The sequence below is a fragment of the Micromonospora sp. NPDC051543 genome, assembly GCF_044454415.1.
GTDB lineage: Bacteria > Actinomycetota > Actinomycetes > Mycobacteriales > Micromonosporaceae > Micromonospora.
This window is the reverse complement of the sequence record NZ_JBITDT010000011.1, coordinates 47,888-67,762: the sequence shown is the minus strand read 5'-3', so window position 1 is coordinate 67,762 and position 19,875 is coordinate 47,888. Positions and strand designations below refer to the sequence as shown.

At 71.4% G+C, this 19,875-nt stretch carries 17 protein-coding genes; 6 read left to right on the top strand and 11 right to left on the bottom strand.

Features of this window, described 5'->3' with window-relative positions:
- Positions 1 to 798, top strand: a complete 798-nt coding sequence (locus ACIA3K_RS20940; RefSeq protein ID WP_396803036.1) for a thioesterase II family protein — start codon at positions 1 to 3, stop codon at positions 796 to 798.
- On the opposite strand, the gene ACIA3K_RS20935 is transcribed toward ACIA3K_RS20940, so the two are convergent.
- The 7 genes from ACIA3K_RS20935 to ACIA3K_RS20905 are packed head-to-tail and all read right to left on the bottom strand — an operon-like array spanning position 731 to position 6,179.
- A complete protein-coding gene (locus ACIA3K_RS20935) occupies positions 731 to 1,714 on the bottom strand; it encodes a phosphatase PAP2 family protein (RefSeq protein ID WP_396803035.1) in 984 nt (327 codons plus the stop codon). The two genes, ACIA3K_RS20940 and ACIA3K_RS20935, sit on opposite strands and share 68 nt — an antisense overlap.
- A 20-nt stretch (positions 1,715 to 1,734) precedes the next feature.
- Positions 1,735 to 2,664 carry a phytanoyl-CoA dioxygenase family protein gene (locus ACIA3K_RS20930; protein ID WP_396803034.1) on the bottom strand — a complete coding sequence of 310 codons (930 nt, stop codon included), beginning with the start codon at positions 2,662 to 2,664 and terminating at the stop codon, positions 1,735 to 1,737.
- A gap of 10 nt (positions 2,665 to 2,674) precedes the next feature.
- Positions 2,675 to 3,979 (bottom strand): beta-ketoacyl-[acyl-carrier-protein] synthase family protein, encoded by a 1,305-nt coding sequence (locus ACIA3K_RS20925; protein WP_396803033.1) that lies wholly within the window; start codon positions 3,977 to 3,979, stop codon positions 2,675 to 2,677.
- A gap of 1 nt (position 3,980) precedes the next feature.
- Entirely contained in the window at positions 3,981 to 4,538 is a 558-nt protein-coding gene (locus tag ACIA3K_RS20920) for a beta-ketoacyl synthase chain length factor (RefSeq protein ID WP_396803032.1), read from the bottom strand.
- On the bottom strand, positions 4,535 to 5,650 hold the full coding sequence (locus ACIA3K_RS20915; protein WP_396803030.1) for a beta-ketoacyl-[acyl-carrier-protein] synthase family protein: 1,116 nt from the start codon (positions 5,648 to 5,650) through the stop codon (positions 4,535 to 4,537). The genes ACIA3K_RS20920 and ACIA3K_RS20915 overlap by 4 nt, the downstream gene beginning before the upstream one ends.
- Positions 5,647 to 5,889, bottom strand: coding sequence for a hypothetical protein (locus tag ACIA3K_RS20910; protein WP_396803029.1), 243 nt, complete (start codon positions 5,887 to 5,889; stop codon positions 5,647 to 5,649). The genes ACIA3K_RS20915 and ACIA3K_RS20910 overlap by 4 nt, the downstream gene beginning before the upstream one ends.
- 2 nt (positions 5,890 to 5,891) lie before the next feature.
- Positions 5,892 to 6,179 carry an acyl carrier protein gene (locus ACIA3K_RS20905; protein ID WP_396803028.1) on the bottom strand — a complete coding sequence of 96 codons (288 nt, stop codon included), beginning with the start codon at positions 6,177 to 6,179 and terminating at the stop codon, positions 5,892 to 5,894.
- A gap of 15 nt (positions 6,180 to 6,194) precedes the next feature.
- Here ACIA3K_RS20905 and ACIA3K_RS20900 point away from each other — a divergent pair, with 15 nt between their 5' ends.
- Positions 6,195 to 6,824 (top strand): 4'-phosphopantetheinyl transferase family protein, encoded by a 630-nt coding sequence (locus tag ACIA3K_RS20900; protein ID WP_396803027.1) that lies wholly within the window; start codon positions 6,195 to 6,197, stop codon positions 6,822 to 6,824.
- Between the two features lie 43 nt (positions 6,825 to 6,867).
- Here the strand turns inward: ACIA3K_RS20900 and ACIA3K_RS20895 are convergent, their stop codons facing one another.
- Positions 6,868 to 8,292, bottom strand: a complete 1,425-nt coding sequence (locus ACIA3K_RS20895) for a class I adenylate-forming enzyme family protein (protein WP_396803303.1) — start codon at positions 8,290 to 8,292, stop codon at positions 6,868 to 6,870.
- Between the two features lie 164 nt (positions 8,293 to 8,456).
- Between ACIA3K_RS20895 and ACIA3K_RS20890 the strand changes: the two genes are divergently transcribed.
- Positions 8,457 to 9,647, top strand: a complete 1,191-nt coding sequence (locus ACIA3K_RS20890; RefSeq protein WP_396803026.1) for an MFS transporter — start codon at positions 8,457 to 8,459, stop codon at positions 9,645 to 9,647.
- 46 nt (positions 9,648 to 9,693) lie between these two features.
- The gene (locus tag ACIA3K_RS20885) at positions 9,694 to 10,974 is read left to right on the top strand and encodes an MFS transporter (protein WP_396803025.1); all 1,281 of its coding nucleotides are present in this window, start codon (positions 9,694 to 9,696) and stop codon (positions 10,972 to 10,974) included.
- 149 nt (positions 10,975 to 11,123) lie between these two features.
- Here ACIA3K_RS20885 and ACIA3K_RS20880 read toward each other — a convergent pair whose 3' ends face one another.
- A complete protein-coding gene (locus tag ACIA3K_RS20880; RefSeq protein WP_396803024.1) occupies positions 11,124 to 11,615 on the bottom strand; it encodes a cupin domain-containing protein in 492 nt (163 codons plus the stop codon).
- A gap of 190 nt (positions 11,616 to 11,805) precedes the next feature.
- Here ACIA3K_RS20880 and ACIA3K_RS20875 point away from each other — a divergent pair, with 190 nt between their 5' ends.
- Positions 11,806 to 13,419 carry an FAD-dependent oxidoreductase gene (locus ACIA3K_RS20875; RefSeq protein WP_396803022.1) on the top strand — a complete coding sequence of 538 codons (1,614 nt, stop codon included), beginning with the start codon at positions 11,806 to 11,808 and terminating at the stop codon, positions 13,417 to 13,419.
- Positions 13,420 to 13,494: 75 nt separating this feature from the next.
- Here ACIA3K_RS20875 and ACIA3K_RS20870 read toward each other — a convergent pair whose 3' ends face one another.
- Positions 13,495 to 14,187: a type 1 glutamine amidotransferase domain-containing protein gene (locus ACIA3K_RS20870; protein WP_396803020.1), complete on the bottom strand. Its 693-nt coding sequence runs from the start codon at positions 14,185 to 14,187 to the stop codon at positions 13,495 to 13,497.
- A gap of 278 nt (positions 14,188 to 14,465) precedes the next feature.
- Between ACIA3K_RS20870 and ACIA3K_RS20865 the strand changes: the two genes are divergently transcribed.
- Positions 14,466 to 16,820, top strand: a complete 2,355-nt coding sequence (locus ACIA3K_RS20865) for an AbfB domain-containing protein (RefSeq protein ID WP_396803019.1) — start codon at positions 14,466 to 14,468, stop codon at positions 16,818 to 16,820.
- Between the two features lie 60 nt (positions 16,821 to 16,880).
- On the opposite strand, the gene ACIA3K_RS20860 is transcribed toward ACIA3K_RS20865, so the two are convergent.
- Positions 16,881 to 19,604 carry a DNA/RNA helicase domain-containing protein gene (locus tag ACIA3K_RS20860; RefSeq protein WP_396803017.1) on the bottom strand — a complete coding sequence of 908 codons (2,724 nt, stop codon included), beginning with the start codon at positions 19,602 to 19,604 and terminating at the stop codon, positions 16,881 to 16,883.
- Positions 19,605 to 19,875: the final 271 nt, after the last annotated feature.

Genomic DNA, 19,875 nt, shown 5'->3' with positions numbered 1-19,875 from the left:
ATGTCAATGCTGATAGATCACGTCCTGGTTGCCGAGGAAACACGGGAGAACGGCCGTTCAGGCCCCCCGTCGTTGACGGTGTTCGGCTTTCCGGCCGCCGGTGGCTCGGCGTCGCATTTCACCAGGTGGAGGCGGTGGCTGCCGACCCGAGTGGTCGTCGAGCCGGTGGAGCTGCCCGGCCACGGCACCCGCCGGCAGGAGCCGGCCATCGACGACTGGCCCCGGCTGGTGACCGCCGCGTGCGACGCGGTGCGCGACCGCCTGTCGGGGCCGTACGTCCTGGCCGGGCAGAGCTTCGGCGCGCTGCTGGCGTACGAGGTGGCGGCGACGCTGGCGCGCACCGGCCCGGGCCCCGAGCTGGTGATCGTCGCGGGACGCAACGGACCCACCGCCGGTCTCGCCCACCGCCCCCTGCACGCGTTGGACGACGACCGGCTGATCGAGTCGCTGGGACGTCTCGGCGGCACCCCGGCCGAGGTTCTCACCGAACCGGCGCTGATGCGGCTCGCCCTGCCGGTGTTGCGGACCGACCTGCGGCTGGCGGAGACCTACGCCCGCCCACCCCGGGCGGCGTTGGGGTGTCCGATCGCCGCCCTGGTGGGCCGCCACGATCGGATGGCCGACGCGGCGGGCGCGCTGGCCTGGCAGCAGGAGACGGCGGATCGCTTCGACCTGACCGTCGTGGACGGCGGGCACTTCATCCTCGACCATCCGCAGGTCGTCGACGTGGTCACGGCGCGAATGACCGAGCTGCTTCGGCGGGTGGGTCGATCCGGGGCCGGTACCACCAGCGGTTGACCCGCCCGGCGACCACCACGGCCAGCACCGCGAGAGCCGCCCCGGCCAGCAGGTCGACGGCGTAGTGCTTGCGCAGGTACAACGTGGACAGCAGCAGCCCCAGGCCGATCGGCAGGTACCACCAGAACAGGCGACGGGCATCGCGCCACAGGTAGACCATCAGCACCACCGTCATGGCGGTGTGCAGGCTGGGAAAGAGATCCCGCGCCGGCCCCTGGACGGCGGTGATGGTGTCCAGCGCGCCGCCGATCGATCCCTCGTGGCCGGGGAGCGGGTCGGCGTAGACGTCGGTCTGGTAGATGTGCGGACCCACCCCCGGCACCAGCACGTAGCCGGAGTAGCCGACGACCGCGGTGATCGAGATCGCGAGCGCGAAGTCGTGGTACTCCCGCACATGGCCGCGCACGTACGAAAAAATGGCGTACGCACCCTGGGACAGGCCGTAGCTCAGGTAACAGATCGCCATGAACAGCGTCAGCGCGGGTGACCCGATGGTGTCGTTGAGCCAACGGCTCACGTCGCCGCCGAAGACCGCGCGGTCGAACTCGATCAACGCGGGATCGACGAGGGGGAAGTCGAGTTCCGGGGTGATGTCGCGCAGACTCGAGTAGATCACCAGGCAGGCCAGGAACGGCACCGCCGTCCTGGCCACCCCGCCGACGAACCTGGCCAGCCTCGCCGGACCGCCCGTCGGTGCCGCCGCGCCGGACGCGGCGGTACGCCTGCGGCGCGACAGGGCGATCCCGGCGATCAGCGCGCCGGCCAGCACGGCCGACGCGGCGATCAGCGCCCAGGAGACCGCGCCGGTGACGAGGGCGAGCCCGGCGACGAGGGTGAGGGCCACCGCGAAGAGGCACTCCTCGGGCCACAGCAGCGGATCGCGCCGGCTGTCGCCCCGGTCCCGTGCGACTGCCACGGGCCGGGGCGTGCCAACGGTCACGCCGTCTCGCTCTGGGGGGTCGAGGAGCGCCAGAGAACCGGGCAGAACTGCGGGTCGGCGTAGTCGGGCAGACCCGCCTCGTCACGGCGTACCAGGGAATCGTGGTTGTAGACGACGAGGTCGCCGTCGGAGCGGTGGAACCGCCGGTAGCGGTTGTCGCCGTCCTGCAGGTGCAGGGAGATGGCGCGCCGGGGACGCGGACTCCGGTTGGCCCCGCTGCCGTGGTACGTACGGCAGTGGTGGAAGCTCATGTGGCCCTTGGGAATGTGCATCGGGATCTTGTTGACCTGCACGCCGTTGTACTCGGCGTTGCTGACGAGCAGATCCTCCAGCTCGGAACGGTCGCGCTCGGCGAAGTGCCTCGTGGTCTTGTCGTCGCCGCCGACCTCCTTCCAGGTGTGGCTGCCGTCGACCATCGTGATCGTGCCCATCTCCTCGGTGCACTCGTGCATCGGGATGAAGGCGGTCAGCATCCGCTCGGAGGTGCAGGTCTGCCAGTAGTGACGGTCGAAGTGCCAGGGCACGATGTTGGTCGGCTCGCCGGGGCTCGGCGGCTTGAGGATCAAGGTGCTCTGGAACACCCGGATCTCGGCCGCCTCCGCCAGCCGCGCCGCGACCGCGCCGATGATCGGCTTGCGCAGGATCGCGGCGACCTCGTCGCTCTCGTAGTGCACGTAGTCGTTGTGTCGCTGCACGTCGCCGTGTTCCGGCTCCCAGTAGGCCAGCTTCGCCGGCCGCCGGGGCAACCGCCGGTCGCGGCGACCCGCGTAGAACCGCTCGCTGGCCTCGACGAGCGTGTCCACCTCGTCGTCGGTGAGCAGCTTCTGGCTGAGGTACCAGCCCCGCTCGGCGTACGACCGGACGTCCTCGTCGGTGGGCAGCGCGGCCCGCTCCTCGTCGGTCAGCGTGAATTCCGTCGTTGTCATCGCGCTCCTCTCATCGTTGATCCGTGGTGGTGACCGCCGCCGCCGGTCCCGACTCCCGGACCCGCGCCGTGGAGGGCGGGCCGAACATCAGGCTGACGTTGTGTCCGCCGAACGCGAAGGAGTTGGACAGGACCGCGCGGGGTCGGACCGGACGCGCCTTACCCCGCACGTGGTCGAGGTCGCAGGCCGGGTCCGGATCGTCCAGGTTGTGGGTCGGCGGCAGCATCCCGTAGGTGACCGCCAGGGCCGTCGCCGCCGCCTCGACGGCTCCGGCGCTGCCCAGCAGGTGCCCGGTCACGCCCTTGGTGGAGCTGACCGCCGGGGCGTGCGTGCCGAATGCGGTGTGGACGGCGCGGGTCTCGGCCAGGTCCCCCCGCTTGGTGCTCGTCCCGTGGGCGTTGATGTAGTCGACGTCGGTGGGCGCGACGCCGGCGTCGGCGACCGCCCGGCGCATGCTCTGCGCGGCGCCGGCGCCGTCCGCCCGCGGCGACGTGGGGTGGAAGGCGTCGGTGGTGGCGCCCCACCCGATGATGTCGGCGTAGCCGGCGACCCCGCGCGCGTCCGCGTGGTCGGCGCGCTCGACGATCAAGATCCCGGCGCCCTCGCCGAGCACGAAGCCGTTGCGTCGCCGGTCGAACGGGCGGCTCGCCTGCGTCGGGTCGGACCAGCCGGTCGCGAGCGCCCGCGCGTTGGCGAAGCCGGCGGTGCCGGTCGGTCCGAGCGGCGACTCCGCCCCGCCGCACACGACCACGTCCGCGTCGCCGGCCCGGATGAGTCGCAGCGCCTCCGCCACGGCGTGCGCGCTGGCCGCGCAGGCGGTCGCGATGCACGAGCTGTAGCCCTGGATGCCGTACCTGATGGCGATGCGCGCGGCGGCCATGTTGGGGAGGAAACCCGGATAGAGGTACGCGCTCACGGCGGTGCGCCCGCGCTCCTCGCGGGCCTTGGCCTGCGCTTCGTAGGTGGTGAGACCACCCGCGCCACTGGAGACGACCACGGCGACCCGCAGTGGGTCGACGTCGCGGCCGACCTCCAGGCCGGCATCACGCATCGCGTCGTCGGCGGCGGCCAGACCCATGATCAGGAACCGGTCGGCGGCCAGCACCTCGTTGGGCGGCAGCACGGTGGTGGGGTCGATGTCCGGGGCGATCCCGACCACCTCCGTGGCGGCGGCCGCGCCGTGCCCCTCGGGCGGGCGCACCAGCCCGGAGCGCCCGTCGCAGATCGCCGCGAAGAAGTCCGCCACCCCCCGCCCGACGGGCGTCACCAGCCCCATACCGGTGATGGTGGCCGAGGGTCGGGTCGATCCGGTCATGTCAACCGCCTTGTCCGCCGCCGGTCGGCGGCCTGGTCATCACGTGGTCCGGCGTGAGCAAGAGGGCCGTCGCGCCGGTGGGCTGGGCCGGGTCGGTGTCGTGCTCGACGACGATCACCAGCGCCTCCGCCGCGTCCCCGTCGGCGAACAGGCCCTCCGCCACCGCCCGGCCCTCGCCGAAGGGATCGCCGCTCGGGCTGAGCGACACGACCGGTCCGGTCAGGGCCCACTCGGTGGCGACGTGGCCGAGGACCGAGTTCGGCACGGATTGGAAGAAGTACATCGGCGACACCCGCCGGCCCCCGTCCACCTCCCCGGCGATGGCCGCCGCGGTGGCCTGGTCGGCGTACGCGCTGACCAGGACGATGGCGGTCGGCCCGTGGGCACCCGCGCCGGCGCGCCGTCGCAGGCAGCGGCCGGCGACGGCCACGACGAGCGGAGGGAACGGCGAGGCGACGAACCCGCGGACCGCGGGTGGCCGGCCGGCGTCGCCGGGCTCGGGCCACGCCGCGCGGGCCAGCTCACGGACCGCGTCTGAAGCGGTGTCGAGGTCTGTCACACCGCCCCCAGCACCAGAGCGGTGTTGGCGCCACCGAACGCGAAGTTGCAGCTCAGGGCGTACCGGCCGACCATCGGGCCGGGCTCGCGCACCACCCGTACCGGGCACTGCGGGTCCGCCTCGGTGAAGCCGGCGTTGACCGGCAACCGGCCGGCGTCGAGAGCCAGCGCGGTGACCGCGAACTCCAGCAGACCGGACGCCTCCAGGGCGTGCCCGTGCACGGACTTGGTCGAGCTCACCGCCACCGACTCGGCCGACGCGCCGAGGCCGACGCGCAACGCGCTGCTCTCGGCCGCGTCGGCACGTGTCGTGCCGGTGCCGTTGGCGTTGACGTACGCCAACTCCTCCGGCGTCACCCCGGCCCGGGCCAGGCCGGCGCGGATGGCCGAGGCCATCCCGGCGCCGCCCGGATCGGGCTGGCAGACGTGGTAGGCGTCGCCGGCCCGGGCCCACCCGGCCAGCCGGGACCGCACCCGACCGCCCCGCCCCTGGACGGCGGCCGCCGACTCCAGCACCACGGCGACGACCGCGTCGCCCAGCAGCATGCCGCGCCGGCCGTTGCTGAACGGGCGGACGGCGCCGTCGTCGGCCAGGGCCCGACCGGCGTCGAAGAGGGCCTGGTGGTCGGCGTCGACGAGAAAGCCCCCGGCGACCACGGCCCGCTCGCACCGACCCCGGGCGATCATGGAGGCGGCCTCGGCCAGCGCGGTGCTGCCCGCCACACACGCTGACGTGTAGACCCGCGCGACGCCGCCGAGGCCGCTTCGCCGGGCCACGGTGGCGGCCAGCTCGGCCGGCCCGTTGCCCGCTCCTCCGGCGCGCACCACGCTGGTGCCCGTGCCGGTGGCGAAGTACAGCGGGCACTCGGCGCGCCGGTGTGCCAACCCGGCGTCGTCGCAGGCGTCCGCCACGACGGCGATCACCTCGGTGGCCAGGTCGCCGGTGTCGGCGAGGGTGGCCGCCGCTCGTACCCGACTGCGGCCCGGGTCGAAGCGACGGACCTCGCCGAACGCGGGCGTTCCGGCCAGCACCGCCGCCAGCAGCGGCGCGGGGCCGCGGCCGTGGGCCGTCAGGAGGCCCAGTCCGGTGACCACGACAGTCGAGCGGGTCACTCCGACTCCGCGGCCGACAGGGTGAGACGACCGAGGATCTCCGCCGCACCGGTCACCGTGGACATGGCCGCCAGCTCGTCGTCGTCCAGGTCGAGGTCGAGGCCGTAGCGCCGCTCTATCTCGTAGACCAGCCGGGCGAGCTCCAGCGAGTCGATGCGCTCACGCGAGGCGTCGACGCTCCGGTAGCCCACGTCGGCGAGGATCGACAGGATCTCGTCGCGGCGATCGCTGTCGCCCACCGTCACTCCGCCGAGGTGGCCGGTGCGACGGGGGCGCTCCGCGCCGGCTCCGCGCGCCCGGCCACCTCCGCGGCGAACCGGTCGAGCGAGTAGTCGGCCAGCTTCTCCAACTCCTCGTCGGTGAACTTGACGCCGAAGGTGTCCTCGACGCGGACGGCGAGTTCGGCGACGGCCAGCGACTCCAGGTCGAGCCCGGCGGGACCGAGCACCGTCTCGCCGGTGACGTCGTCGACGTCGTAGTTCATCTGGGCCAGGGCATCGACGATGGACTGGCGAACCTCATCTGACATTGCTTGACTCCTCCCATGGAATGGGTCGTGGTGCGGATTGCGACGATCACCGGCGACCCCAGGGGCCGGGCGTCGGAGCATCTGGTCGGCACCGCTGCCGACCTGCTCGGCGTGCCGGCCGCCGACGTTGGCGTGGCACGGGACCAGACCGGCCGGCCGAGGCTCACCGGCGCGGCGCGCGGGCTGCACGCGAGCATCAGCCACGGGCGCGGCGTGGTGGCGGTGGCCGTCTCCGCGGTGACTCCGGTCGGGGTGGACGTCGAGCGCGAACGCGCGCTGCCCGGCGCGGCGTTGGCTCGGCGCTGGATGGCGCCGGCCGACGCCGACTGGCTGACCGACCAGCCGGGCTCGCTGCACACCAACGCGTTCCTCTGGCTGTGGACCCAGAAGGAGGCCATCGGCAAGGCACGCGGCACCGGCCTGCGCGGCGGCGGCCTGCGGCAGCCGCTGGTGCTGCCGACCGTCTGGCCGGACCCGCCGGGGTCGCTGCCGTTGCGCCCCGTGCCCGGCAGCCGGGCGGGTGTGGCCTGCGGCACCCTCCCCGAGGGCCTGGTGCTGGCCGTCGCCGGGCAGGACCGACCGGGCCAGGACGACACCGGCCGCATCCGGCTGCTCATCGGCCCACCGGCGGCGCCCGCGTCGTGAAGGTCGATCGGCGGCCGCGCCACCCACGTCCCGTCTCGGAGCATCATGACGACGTCGGCTCGGCCGACGCGCGACGCAACACGGCCACGTCGCGCACCAGCTTGCCACTGGACGTACGCGGCAGCCGCTCCAGGATCAACCACCGCAGCGGTCGCTTGTACGGGGCCAGGACATCCTCCAACGCGGCGTCCAGCTCACGGCCGGTCAACGGCTGGTCGACGGCCGTGTACGCCTCGATGGCGCCGCCGTCGAACGTCACGACCGCCTCGGTGACGCCGGGCAGGTCGAGGACGGCCTGTTCGACTTCGGTGAGGTCGACCTTGAGGCCCCCGATGGACACCTGCGAGTCGAGGCGACCGCGGATCGTGACCAGCCCCGTGACGGGGTCGATCGTTGCGGCGTCACGGGTGCGCAGCCAGCCGTCGGACCAGCGACTCTCGTCGACGAGCCCCACGTACGGCGTGACGGGCCGACGGACCTGGAGCTCACCGTCGACGACCCGGACGTCGATCCCGGGCGCCGGGCGCACCCCGGGCCGGTGCGCGCCGAACAGGTCGGTCGCGATGACGCCGACCTCGGTCATCCCGTACATGTTGCCCAACACGGTGTCGTAGCACTCCGCGAAGCGCTCGGGAACGCCGGGCCGGACCAGCTCGCCCGCCGTGGTCATCCGTACGAACTGCGGCAACGGCCCGGCGGGACGGCCGGCCATCAGCATCTCGAGGTGGACGGGCACGCCGATCACCGTGGTCGGCGTGGAGTCCCCCGCGATGACGCCCAGCACGCCACCCACCGTCATCCGCTCGGGCAGCGTGAGCGTGACGCGGGCGTGCAGGGCGTAGAGCAGGCCGCCGACCAGACCGAGCACGTGGGCCATCGACGCGAGCAGCACGAGCCGCTCGCCGGGTCGGGGCACGCCGTCGGTCAGCGTGTAGCGCTCGATCTCGGCGACGAGGTCGTCGACGGTGCGGCCGATGACCTTCGACGGGCCGGTGGACCCGGAGCTCAGCTGGATGAGGGCGTGCGGCGTCGACGCGGGCCGGCCGGCCGGGCGCGCGATGACCGTCTCGTCGACGGTCACGAAGCCGCGCAGGGGCGGGAGCACGGCGTCGGCGGGTTGCACGAGGAACTGCGCGCCGACGCGTTCGAGCGCCCGCTCGACCTCGCCGCGCGACAGCCGGTGATCGAGCAGCGTGACCTGGGCCCCGATCCGCCAGGCGGCGAGCAGGTTGGCCACGTACGCCAGCGAGGAGGGCAGTCGCAGCGCTATCGCGCCGCCCGGACGCAGCCCGGCGTCGGTCAGCCGGGCCTGCCGGGAGGCCACCTCGGCGCGCAGCTGCGCCCGCGTGATCGGTGTGCCGAGGACGAGGCAGATCTCGTTGCCCGGCCCGGCCAGCAGGACGTCGTCGACCCAGCCCGTGCCGTGCGCGGGCAGATCGTGCCGGACAGCCGCCAGCGGCGAATCTATAGTGGACACAAGGCCTCCACGCTGCTCGAACGGCGGGCCGGCTCGACTCGACGGGTATGTACGTGCCGAACGGAGGAGTTTCCTCATCTGATGACATCCCGGTTCGATGAATTATATCGGCGCGGTCTCCACCGTCAAGCGCCCGCCGGACGGTGGCCCCGACGGTGACGCCCGAGGTGTCGCCGTCCCGGGCCTGGGCCGTCCTCGTCACGCTCTCCCTGGCCGCGTTCGCGTTCGTCACGACCGAGCTGCTGCCGGTCGGCCTGCTGACCCACATCGCGGTCGATCTCGACCGGTCCCGCTCGCGGGTGGGTCTGCTGGTCAGCGGGTACGCCGTCGTGGTCGTGCTGGCGTCCGTCCCGCTGGCCCGGCTGACCCGGCGGATCCCCCGTCGTCACCTGCTCGGCGTGACGATGTTCCTGTTCGCGGCCGCGAACGGCACCGCCGCGCTCGCGCACACGTACGCCATGCTGGCCGGCGCCCGCCTCGTGACCGGTGTCGCCCAGGCGCTGTTCTGGTCCATCGCCACGGCGACGGCGATCGGGCCCTTCCCCCTCGCGGTGCGGGGCCGGGTGGTGGCGCTGTTCGGGGCCGGAGTGACGCTCGCGCCGGTGCTCGGCGTGCCCCTCGGCACCTGGATCGGTCAGCAGGCAGGTTGGCGCGCATCGTTCGCGGCGCTGGCGGGGGGCGGCCTGGTGATCGCCACCGCGGTGCTCGTCCTGGTGCCCACGTACCCTCCCGAGGCTGGCGGCGCGGCCCGGGGCACCGCACCGGACCGGCGGCGCTTCGCCGTGCTGCTGACCGCCACCGCCCTCGGCGTCGGCGGTTTCCTGACCCTGCAGACCTACATCGCACCGTTCCTGCTGGACGTCAGCGGCTTCACCGACGCGGCCCTGACGCCGCTGCTGTTCACCGCCGGTGTCGCGGCCGTCGTCGGCACCCTGCTCTCGGCCCGGACCCTGGACGCCCGGCCGATCGCCTCGCTGCTGACGCCGCTGAGCATCGGTACGGCCGCGCTGTTCGGCATGTACGGACTCGGCGTGCTCCGACCCGGCGCGGTCGCGTTCCTCGCCGGGCTCGGCCTCGCCTACGCTGCGTTCGCCTCCGCCGTGCAGAACCGGATGCTGCACCTGGCTCCCGGCAGCACCGACATCGCGTCGGCCGGCGTCAGCACCGCCTTCAACGTCGGCATCGCCGGCGGCTCGCTGCTCGGCGGCGCCCTCCTGCCCACGTCGGGGGCGCGCGTGCTCGCGCTCGTCGGTGGACTGCTGACGCTGGCCGCGCTCCTGCTGCTCACCCGGGACGCGCGGACGGCCGCCCGGTCCGACAAACTCCAGAAGGTGTCAACTGGCTGACGCCAGGATGTCCGCGCACGGCATTCCACCGCGAGGACAAGGCTCCATGACCACGTCAGAGAACAGCACCCGGCTCCAGTCGGCGCATCCCGCCGTTCACGGCGATTCGGACGAAAACCAGCAGAACACTCCAACGCAGCGGGCCACCGCCGCTCGGCCCGGTCCCCGCCCGGTGCTGACCCTCCTCGCGCTGGCGCTGGGCACCTTCGCCATCGGCACCGGCGAGTTCGGCAGCAACGGGATCCTGCAACTCTTCGCCGCCGACCTGGGCGCGTCCATCCCGGTCGCGACGTACGCGATCAGCGCCTACGCCTTCGGCGTCATGATCGGCTCACCGGCGATCACGCTTCTCGCGGCGCGCGCCAACCGCCGTACCCTCCTGCTGGGTCTGATCGCGTTGTTCCTGGTCGGCAACGTCCTGTCCGGCCTGGCCCCGAACATCGCGACCCTCGTGGTCTTCCGCTTCATCACGGGAAGCGTGCAGGGCGCGTTCTTCGGCGCGGGGGCGGTCGTCGCCGCGTACGTCTACGGTCCCGGCAAGGGTGGCCGGGCCTTCGCCACCGTGATGGGCGGGCTGACGGTGGCCACCATCCTCGGGTCGCCGCTCGGCACCCTCGTCGGCCAGCAGGCCGGATGGCGGGCGACCTACTGGACCGTGGTCGGCCTGGGGCTGCTGGCCGGCGCGGCGCTCCTGATGTGGCTGCCGCGCACCGACGACCTGCACGGCAGCTCGGTGGCGCACGAGCTCGCCGCCCTCCGGCGACGCGAGGTCTGGCTCATGGTCGCGGTCGCGGCGCTCGGCATCTCCAGCATCTTCGCCGTCTACACCTTCATCGGGCCGTTCGTCACCGACGCGGCGCGGGAGAGCACGTCACTCATCCCGGTCGCCCTGGCCGTCTTCGGCCTCGGCATGGCGTTCGGCAACTACTTCGGCGGTCGCGCCGCCGACCAGGACGTCAGCCGACCGCTGATCTACGGGTTCAGCTACGTCCTGGTGCTGCTCGTGGCCATCGCATTCACCGGCCGGGAGATCCTGATCCTCATGCCGGCGCTGTTCGGCGTCGGCGCGACGATGATGTTCGCCATTCCCGCCATCCAGGTACGGCTGACCCAGCTCGCGCCCGACGCGCCGACCCTCATGGGCGCGCTCAACCTGGCCGCCCTCAACCTCGCCAACTCGCTCGGCGCGATCGGCGGCGCCGTCGCCCTCGGCGTCGGCTGGGGAACCCTCTCCACGGTGTGGGCGGGATTCGTCCTCACCAGCGCCGGCCTGGTCCTCTACCTCACCACCGTCGGTCGGACCAGGCCGGCCGTCAGGCCCGCGTAGTCGTTCACCGGCACCCGCCGGCGGGGCGGTCCCCGATGCGAAGCTCTCGCCGGGGACCCGGTCCCTACCCGACCGGCGTCGGCCACAGGTTGGCCGACGCCGGTCGCGGTACGCGCGGTGTCTCCGGGAGATCAGTGAGCCGTCCCGGCTCAACCCCGCAGCTGACTCCAGGGGCGGCCCTCCTCGCCCGGAAGCCGGGTCGTGGCGAAGCGCTTGTCGATCTCGGCGAGCTGCTCCGGCGTGGGGTTCGGGCCGAGACTTCCGAGTTCCTCGAAGAGCCGCTCGTTGCCGGCCGGCGCGCTGACGAAGAGCAGCTTCCCGCCGGTCGGGGTGACGAACGTGTGATAGGCGCCCCGGGGCACCACCACCGTGGTACCCGGGCCACCGGAGAACTCGGCGTTCCCCACCCGGAAGTGGTACTCGCCCTTCAGGACGTAGGCGATCTTCATGAAGTCGTGATGCGCGTGGGGCGGATTCTCGACGATCACGTCGTGATGGAACAGGAAGGCGCCCAACGCCCCATCCGCCTCGGCACCCCGGACGAGGATCTCCGGCCGGTGCGGGCCGCCCAGCTCGATCAGCTCCCCCTCGCCCGGCTGGACCGCCCACCCGTCCCGACCCCAGTCCCCTTGCTTCTCCACTGTCGTTCCTTTCTCGTGCCGTCCACAGCGCGTCAAGCCAACACCGGGGCACACGATTTCCAGTGACCAGCAAGTTACCGCCGGGGGCAGCGGTCGCGACGGGGAAGCCGCGGAAGCCACCCGCCCGGCGCTGTCGGATAAGTCAGTGTCGGTCCAGTTGCCGTCAACACCGGGCACCTACTCTTCTATGGTGAGCACCGGAGACGCCGACGGTCCTGTCCTCGACGCGGAGCAGTTCGACCGCCTCGCCAGCTACGGCGCCGAGGAAGAGGTCCGCCAGGGCCAACACCTGTACGCCGCCGGCGACAGCACCTACGACTTCTTCCTGCTGCGTACGGCGACTGCCGAGGCGGTCCGCAACGCGACGGCATTGGAGCCCGAACGGCTGATCTACCGGCGTGGACCGGGCGAGTTCCTCGGCGAACTGAGCCTGCTGACCGGGCAGCAGGTGTTCCTCACGGTCCGCGTCGTGACGGCCGGGACGGTCGTCCGGATCACCGCCCCCGACCTGCGCCGGGTGCTCGCCGACCAGGTCGACATCGCCGACGTGCTGATCGAGACCTTCCGGGCCCGGCGCGAACTCATGCGCGACGCGGCCGGTAACGCCCTGGAGATCGTCGGTCGGCCGCACGTGGCCGAGTCGCTGGAGCTGCGGACGTACGTGAACCAGATGCTCCTCCCGCACACCTGGCTCGACGCGGCGTCGCTGCCCGGGCGGGCGCTCCTGCGGGCGGAGGACGTCGGCGAGGACGACCTTCCGGTCGCGGTCACCAGCAACCGCGTACTGCGTCGCGCCACTCCCGGCACGGTCGCGGAGGCCCTCGGTCTGACGTACGTCGCCACGGCGCGCGACCCCGACCTGGTCGTGGTCGGCGCCGGGCCGGCCGGCCTGGCCGCGGCGGTGTACGGCGCGTCCGAAGGGCTCATCACGGTGCTGCTGGACGGCACCGGCCTGGGCGGCCAGGCGGCCAAGAGCGCGCGCATCGAGAACTACCTCGGCTTCCCCGAGGGGGTCAGCGGTGAACAGTTGGCCCGGCTGGCGATGCTCCAGGCGCTGAAGTTCGGCGTCCAGATCTACGCGCCGTGCGCGGTGGTCGGCCTGGACGTCTCCGACCAGAGGCGTCCTGTCGTGGAGTTGGCGGACGGCACCCGGATCGGGACGTCCGCGGTCATCGCGGCCACCGGAGCGCGGTACCGCCGCCTCGACATCGAGCGGTGGGCGAAGTTCGAGCAGAGCGGCTGCGTCCGGTACGCGGCCACCGAGCTGGACGTGCGTGGGTACGAGTCGCAGCCGGTCGCCGTGCTGGGCGGCGCCAACTCGGCCGGGCAGGCCGCGCTCTCCCTGGCCGCACGCGGCTGCGCCGTACACCTGGTGGTGCGCGCGGCCGACCTCGGGGCCAAGATGTCGGCGTACCTGACCGACCGGATCCGGGCCGATCCCCGGATCACCGTCCACACCGGCAGCACCCTGCGGGAGCTGCACGGAGAAGACAGCCTGACGGCGATCGTCGTGGCGAAGGAGGGCGATCCCACGCGGTTGGACTGTCGAGGGCTGTTCTGCTTCATCGGCGCCGAACCGGAGTCCGGATGGATGAAGGGCATCGCGACGGACGACAGCGGTTTCGTGCTGACCGACAGCCGACTGCCTCCCGGCACGCACGACGCGCCGCTGCCGTTCCAGACCAGCGCCGCACGCGTCTTCGCGGTGGGCGACATCCGCTCCGGCTCCACCAAGCGGGTGGCGACCGCCGTCGGCGAGGGGGCCGGCGCGGTCTCCGCGGTGCACACCGTGCGGTCCCGCTGAGTCCGCCGGGCGGCGTTGCCACCTGACGGCCCCGTCCGGCGGGCGGTGACACCCGCCGGACGGAGGTCACGGCCGCTACCCGTCGCTACGGCCCACCAGGGACATCAACTGATCCGCCGCCGGCCCCGAGGACGCCGGGTTCTGGCCCGTGACGAGCAACCCGTCGCTCACCACGTACGGCTCGAAGTTGCCCGCCTTGGAGAAGTCGGCGCCCTTCGCGACCAGCTCGTCCTCGACGAGGAAGGGCACCACCTTCGTCAGACCCATGTACTCCTCCTCGCTGTCGGTGAAGCCGGTGACCCGCCGGCCGGACACCAGCGGCTCGCCGTCGGGCGTCACACAGTGCCGCAACACCCCCGGGGCGTGGCACACCAGCGCGATCGGCTTGCCCGCCGCGACGACCTGCTCGATCAGCCTGATCGACGTGTCGTCCTCGGCGAGGTCCCACAGTGGGCCGTGGCCGCCCGGGTAGAAGACGGTGTCGTAGTCCGCGACGGCGACCGAGTCGAGCCGTACGGTCGTTGCCAGCTGGCGTTCCGCCTCGGCGTCCGCCGTGAACCGGCGGGTCTGGTCGGTCTGGGAGTCCGGCTCGTCGCTCTTCGGGTCCAGCGGCGCCCGCCCGCCCTGCGGCGAGGCGAGCGTCACCTCCCATCCGGCGTCCCGGAAGCGGTAGTAGGGCGTGGCCAGCTCCTCCAGCCAGAACCCGGTCTTGCGGCCGGTGTCACCCAGCTGGTCGTGCGAGGTCAACACCATCAGAACCTTGGTCATGTTCCACTCCTTGATTGATCAGGCCGGCACCGCCGTCCGTCGCGTCGGCGGTCATACCCAGGGTCCGGCGGCTCAGACGCCGAAGGCGACTTCGGGCTGGGTGATGAACCCGTGCACCTGGAGTTGTAGGCGATGCCAGTGGAGGAGCACTGGACCGGAGGTGCATTGACGTTTGGCGATTGACTGGGCTCCGGGATGCCTCTATAACCGATGTCCACCGCCCGCCGCGCTGCGGGCTCAGCTGCACGGCCCGCGGCAACCCGCCCCTCGGAGACGGCATGACACGTCAGGCCCCCGCCCGCCCCGCCCTGCCCCTACTGCTCATCCTCACCCTCATCGTCGGCGTGTTCGCCGCACCGGCCCGACCGGCGCAGGCCGCCCCGGCCAAGACGCCGCCACTGACCACCCCGTGGACCAGCCAGGCGCTGGCCGGGACGCCTCTGCCGGAGTACCCGCGTCCACAGATGACGCGCCCGGACTGGCTCAACCTCAACGGGGAATGGCAGCTACGGCAGTCCGGCACCGACGACGCCCCGCAGTTCAACACCGACCTGCCGGAACGGGTCAACGTGCCGTTTCCCGTGGAGAGCGCCCTCTCCGGTGTCCAGCGGGCCGCCAACGACAACCGCAACTACCTGTTCTACCGACGCACCGTCACCGTCCCGCCAAACTGGTCGGGCCGGCGGACCCTGCTGCACTTCGGCGCCGTGGACTGGCAGAGCACGGTCTGGGTCAACGGCGTACGGGTCGGCGCGCACACCGGCGGCTACGACGCCTTCACCTTCGACGTGACGGCGCAGCTCAACGGCGGCGTGAACGAGATCGTGGTGAAGGTGTGGGATCCGACCGACACCCGGCAGAACGGCAGCCTGCCACCGATCGGCAAGCAGACCAAGCAGCCCGGTGGGATCTTCTACACGCCCAGTTCGGGCATCTGGCAGACGGTGTGGATGGAGCCGGTGCCCGCGGCGTCGATCAGCAGCGTGGACGTCTATCCGAACCTGGGCGCCAACACCCTGCGGGTACGGGTCTTCACCCGGGGCGACGTGAGCGGGCACAGCGTGCTCGCCGAGGCGTTGAACGGAAGCACCGTCGTCGGCTCCGCCACCGGCGGCTTCACCGACTTCAGCGTCCCGGTGCCCAACGCCCGCCGCTGGTCGCCCGACGACCCGTTCCTGTACAACCTGCGAATTCGCCTACGCAACGCCAGCGGCGCGACGGTCGACCAGACCGCCCACTACTTCGGGATGCGGGAGATCACCACCGGCGTGGTCAACGGGGTGCTACGACCCAAGCTCAACGGCCAGTTCGTCTTCCAGGTCGGCACCCTCGACCAGGGCTTCTGGCCGGACGGCCTGTACACCGCGCCGACCGACGCAGCCCTCGCCTTCGACCTGCAGAAGCACAAGGACCTGGGCTTCAACATGGTGCGCAAGCACATCAAGGTCGAACCGCAGCGCTGGTTCTACCACGCCGACCGGCTCGGCCTGCTTGTCTGGCAGGACATCCCGTCGCTCACCGCGCAGAACATCGATCCCACCGACGCCCAGCAGGCGCAGTTCGAGACCGAGGCACGCGAGATCGTCGACGAGCACCGCAGTTCCCCCGCGGTCGTCGCCTACACGCCCTACAACGAGGGCTGGGGCGAGCGCTCCCTGGCCGACACCCGCCGCGTGGCGCAGAACATCAAGAATCAGGACCCGACCCGGCTGGTCAACCCGCACAGCGGCTACAACTGCTGCCAGTCCCTCGGCAACCCCGGCAACGGCGACATCGACGACTGGCACGTCTACCTCGGCCCGGACTCACCCTCGCCGTCGAGCAGCCGGATCGCGGTGCTCGGCGAGTTCGGCGGCCTGGGCCTGCGCGCACCCGGCCACGAGTACAGCCCGAACGGGCAGTTCTTCGCGTACGAGTGGCAGCCCACCTCCGGTGCGCTCACCGACCGGTACGTGGGGCTGGTGGAGGGCGCACGGAACCTGATGCTCGGCAAGGGTCTCAGCGCCTCGATCTACACCGAGATCGCCGACCAGGAGGGGGAATTGAACGGCTTCCTCACCTACGACCGACAGGTGGTCAAGATGGACCAGGCCCGGGTCCGCGCGGCCAACACCGCCCTCGTCGACGCGTCCAGGGCGATCGGCAGCTCCTCCCCCGTCGCCCTGCCGGTCGACACCCGACGGTCGTTGCAGGTGACCACCCCCGGCTACACCAACCGCTACCTGCGCCACCAGAACAGCCTGGCGTACACCGAGGTCGTCGACGCGGGCAGTTCGGCGCTGCTCAAGAACGACGCGACGTACACGATCCGGCCCGGCCTGGCCGACGGCGCCTGCTACTCCTTCGAGTCGGTCAACTATCCCGGTCAGTACCTGCGGCACCAGGACTCCCGGGTCCGCAACTCGCCGAACGACGGGTCGGCGCTCCTGCGGGCCGACGCCACCTGGTGCGCCCGCGTGGGGCTGACCGGAAGTGGCGTGTCGCTGGAGTCGTACAACTTCCGCGGAAAGTACCTCCGGCACTACAACTCGGAGGTCTGGCTCAGCAACGGCACGGGCGGTGACGCCTACAACAGCCCCACCCTCTGGGCGGCCGACAGCACCTGGAACATCGCCGCCCCCTGGGCGCCCTGACCACGACGGACCGCGCTCCGATGATCGGTGCGGGCCGGCGCACAGCCGCCGGCCCGCACCCTAGGTGCGGGAAGCGAGGAACGCCTGGGTCTCTGGATCCGTGGAGTAGAGCAGCACGCCACGCATGCCCCGGGTCATCAGCACCCGGTAGGCGTTGCGAATGAGGTGATCGGCGGTTTCGTCACTTACGGCTGACCGGTTGCGGAAGATCGGATCCTTCGACTGCGCAGGGCGGGTGACCAGTCGACCGTCGCGGGCGACAAGGTCCGGACCGATGATGACGCCGGCCCAGTCGTAGTCGAAGCCCTGGGCGGTGTAGACGGTGCCGATCTGACCGAAGCCGTTGGGGTCGGTTGCCCAGAAGGCAGAACCCGGGGCGTCGCCGACGCTACGTTCACTCTTGGCGTTCCAGGGCCGGGCCCACCCGTCGATCTGCACGTCCGGTACGAGCGAATCGTCCGGCCGAGGGTCGCTCCATGGCCAGCAGTAGCCGGCCGACATCCTCGCGGTCTCACCAGCCGCGAGTTGGTCGGCGAGGAACGCCTCCATCTCTTCCGGCGAGTCGGCCATCCGCAGGTCGAAGCGACCGTCCCCGGTCCACTTCCTCGACTCGTCGTCGACGCTGAGCAGGGCTTCGGCCCACTGCACGTAGCTGCGGCTACCGCCCGAGCGGAACTGGTCGCCCAAGGAGACGACCTCGATCTCCATGTCGTGCCGACTGGCATACCGGGTGATGAGGCTCAGGCTGCCCAGCTCGCCAGGCTGCACCACCTGGTCCTCGTCGAGGAGGAAGACCGGCACCCGGGCGGCTCGGATCAACTCCTCGATCTGCGGCCGAGACCGCTCCCGCCGACTCTTCGGGGTGAATCGGTTGGCCGAGGTTGCACGTATGCGATGAGCCTCGTCGCAGATCAGCACGTCGAGGCTATTCGGCTCGGCTTCCACGAAGCTGTTGAAGTAGCGGAAGAGGTCCCGGAGCCGCTTACTTCCCCTACCGACGTACCGGCGCAAGGTCTGCGTGAACGACCGCGACCCGCTGGCGTGCATTACCGAGTGGTTCTGCCGGGCCAGCTCGCCGAGCAGTGACAGGCCGATGACGCTCTTGCCGCTACCTGGCCCACCGGACACCACCACAACCGTCTTACGTTTCGCGCTATGAGCGCGCTTCACTGCACGCAGTACCAACTCGGACGCCATGCGCTGCTCGTCGAGCAGCCTGAAGTGCGAGCGCTCCCGCAGTCCCTGGGCGGCTTGTGCCAGCAGGTGCCTGCTGGGACGTACGACACTCGCCAGTAGGCGCTCAGCGGCACCAACGCCAGAGGCGGACCCGAGGTGAGCGCGCAGGTAGTCGTGGAACTGTCCGCGTCGTTCCGCGGTGAAGACCGGGCGAAGGTCATCGGCACGGCCGGTGAGCAGGTCGCTGACGTCGCGGTCCATGGCCTGGTAAAGATAGGCGGCACCGCGGATCGAACCGTCCCCGTCAGCGGTCAGCACACCGAGGAAATCATTCAGGTATTCGCAGTAGGCGCCAACCTGCACGGCCGGATGCAACCTGTCGCCTACTGAGTGCCCGACGGCCACCAGCGCATCAGAATCCGCTGTCGATCGCGCATGCGTCCACGGCTTCAACTCAACAACCACGTACGCGTCGCGCCCGGTCTCCGGATGCACACCGGCGAGCACCACGTCGACCTGCCGGGTGCTCAGCGGGAGTTGGAAACCGATAATCATGGAGACCGCGCCGAGCCGAGCGTCCACAAGGTCCTCGGCCAGCACCGCAACCTGGCGCATCGCAGCGCGGACCGCAGCCGCCAAGATGGGATCCGAGCCGGGTTGGGTGGGCCCGATGACCACATCAGGCAGAGCACGCTCGGCGACGAGTCGCGTCAGCTCGGCGGCAGAGAGAACGAATGTGACGCCGGCGAGAGACACCCTGTTGCCGTCAGGTTCCGGGGAGACGTTTGTGGGGGCAGTGCTCAGAGCGGCACGGTCAACAGAACGTCGTGGTCGCGGAGCATCGGCCGTCCTCAGCTGGGTCCCTCCCCAGAGGAGCGCGGAGACCTCGGCGCCGGTTGGACCGAAGCGTGACTTGGTCAAGGCCGACCGCACGTACTCCGGCGGCACCGGGCGATCCTGCCGGCGGTCTGAGACCACCCACTCGTTCCAGTCCACCAACCAGGAGAGGGCGGGCAGGGTCGAAAACAGCCCGACGCGCCGAAGGCAGGCGCTGAGCGCCGCACGGTGCTCCGGACGGGTTGCCACCTGCAGCGAGCCAGAAAACACCCGCAGCCGGCTACCGGACAGGACCTCGACGCCAGGGGCCGTGTGTAGCGCTGCGCGAAGGCGGTCCCACGAACACCGCAGGTGCACCTGCCCATCCGGCTGACCAGGCAAGGCTACCGTCACGACATCTTTGGCCGAGGCGACCATGAATGCCTCGCCCGCCCGGCCGCCCGAGGTGGTGGCTCCTGCACAGAGCATGGCGGCGAACTGCTCGACCTCGTTGATCGGAACCGTAACGAGGAGCGACGCCGCCAGAGGGCGAACGGCCTGCACCGGTAAGGGAAGACATCGATCAGCGATGTCCACCGACAGCTCCCGCGACGCAAGGAGAAGCTGGTTCATGACAGCGGACTCGACGGCCGCTTGCGGCTCGCCGAGTGCATCGGGCAGCAGCGACTCACCAGCAGGCAGAGCCGCGACGTGGCTATGAGCCTGCTGGTAGCTCTCGCCGGTGTAGCGGCATCGGGCGCGTGCGAGATCCTTGATCTGGTCGCGGGTCATCGCGTACGCCGGCCGCTCGCGGCACCCACCGCGTCTCGGCTCCAGGTCCGCAACTCACACAGGAGTCGGACCGCCAGGTCCCCATGAGACTGGGGCCTTACCGCTACAAGAAGCAAGATCGGCGCGATACACAGCGCCAGCAGCATGATCGGAAGGTGGGCGATCGCGACAATCAGCGGTCGCACCACTGTGGCCGGCACAGCCGCAAGGTCGAATGAGGGCACGCTCGTCTCCCGTTCCGCTGCCCGGCCAACGGCAATCGAGATAACGC

What these genes read in the sequence shown, in the direction of transcription:
- ACIA3K_RS20865 (WP_396803019.1), top strand. Translation starts at nt 14,466, where the DNA reads ATGACACGTCAGGCCCCCGCCCGCCCCGCCCTGCCCCTACTGCTCATC.
- ACIA3K_RS20925 (WP_396803033.1), bottom strand. Translation starts at nt 3,979, where the DNA reads ATGACCGGATCGACCCGACCCTCGGCCACCATCACCGGTATGGGGCTG.
- ACIA3K_RS20930 (WP_396803034.1), bottom strand. Translation starts at nt 2,664, where the DNA reads ATGACAACGACGGAATTCACGCTGACCGACGAGGAGCGGGCCGCGCTG.
- ACIA3K_RS20940 (WP_396803036.1), top strand. Translation starts at nt 1, where the DNA reads ATGTCAATGCTGATAGATCACGTCCTGGTTGCCGAGGAAACACGGGAG.
- ACIA3K_RS20860 (WP_396803017.1), bottom strand. Translation starts at nt 19,604, where the DNA reads ATGACCCGCGACCAGATCAAGGATCTCGCACGCGCCCGATGCCGCTAC.
- ACIA3K_RS20905 (WP_396803028.1), bottom strand. Translation starts at nt 6,179, where the DNA reads ATGTCAGATGAGGTTCGCCAGTCCATCGTCGATGCCCTGGCCCAGATG.
- ACIA3K_RS20870 (WP_396803020.1), bottom strand. Translation starts at nt 14,187, where the DNA reads ATGACCAAGGTTCTGATGGTGTTGACCTCGCACGACCAGCTGGGTGAC.
- ACIA3K_RS20900 (WP_396803027.1), top strand. Translation starts at nt 6,195, where the DNA reads ATGGAATGGGTCGTGGTGCGGATTGCGACGATCACCGGCGACCCCAGG.
- ACIA3K_RS20885 (WP_396803025.1), top strand. Translation starts at nt 9,694, where the DNA reads ATGACCACGTCAGAGAACAGCACCCGGCTCCAGTCGGCGCATCCCGCC.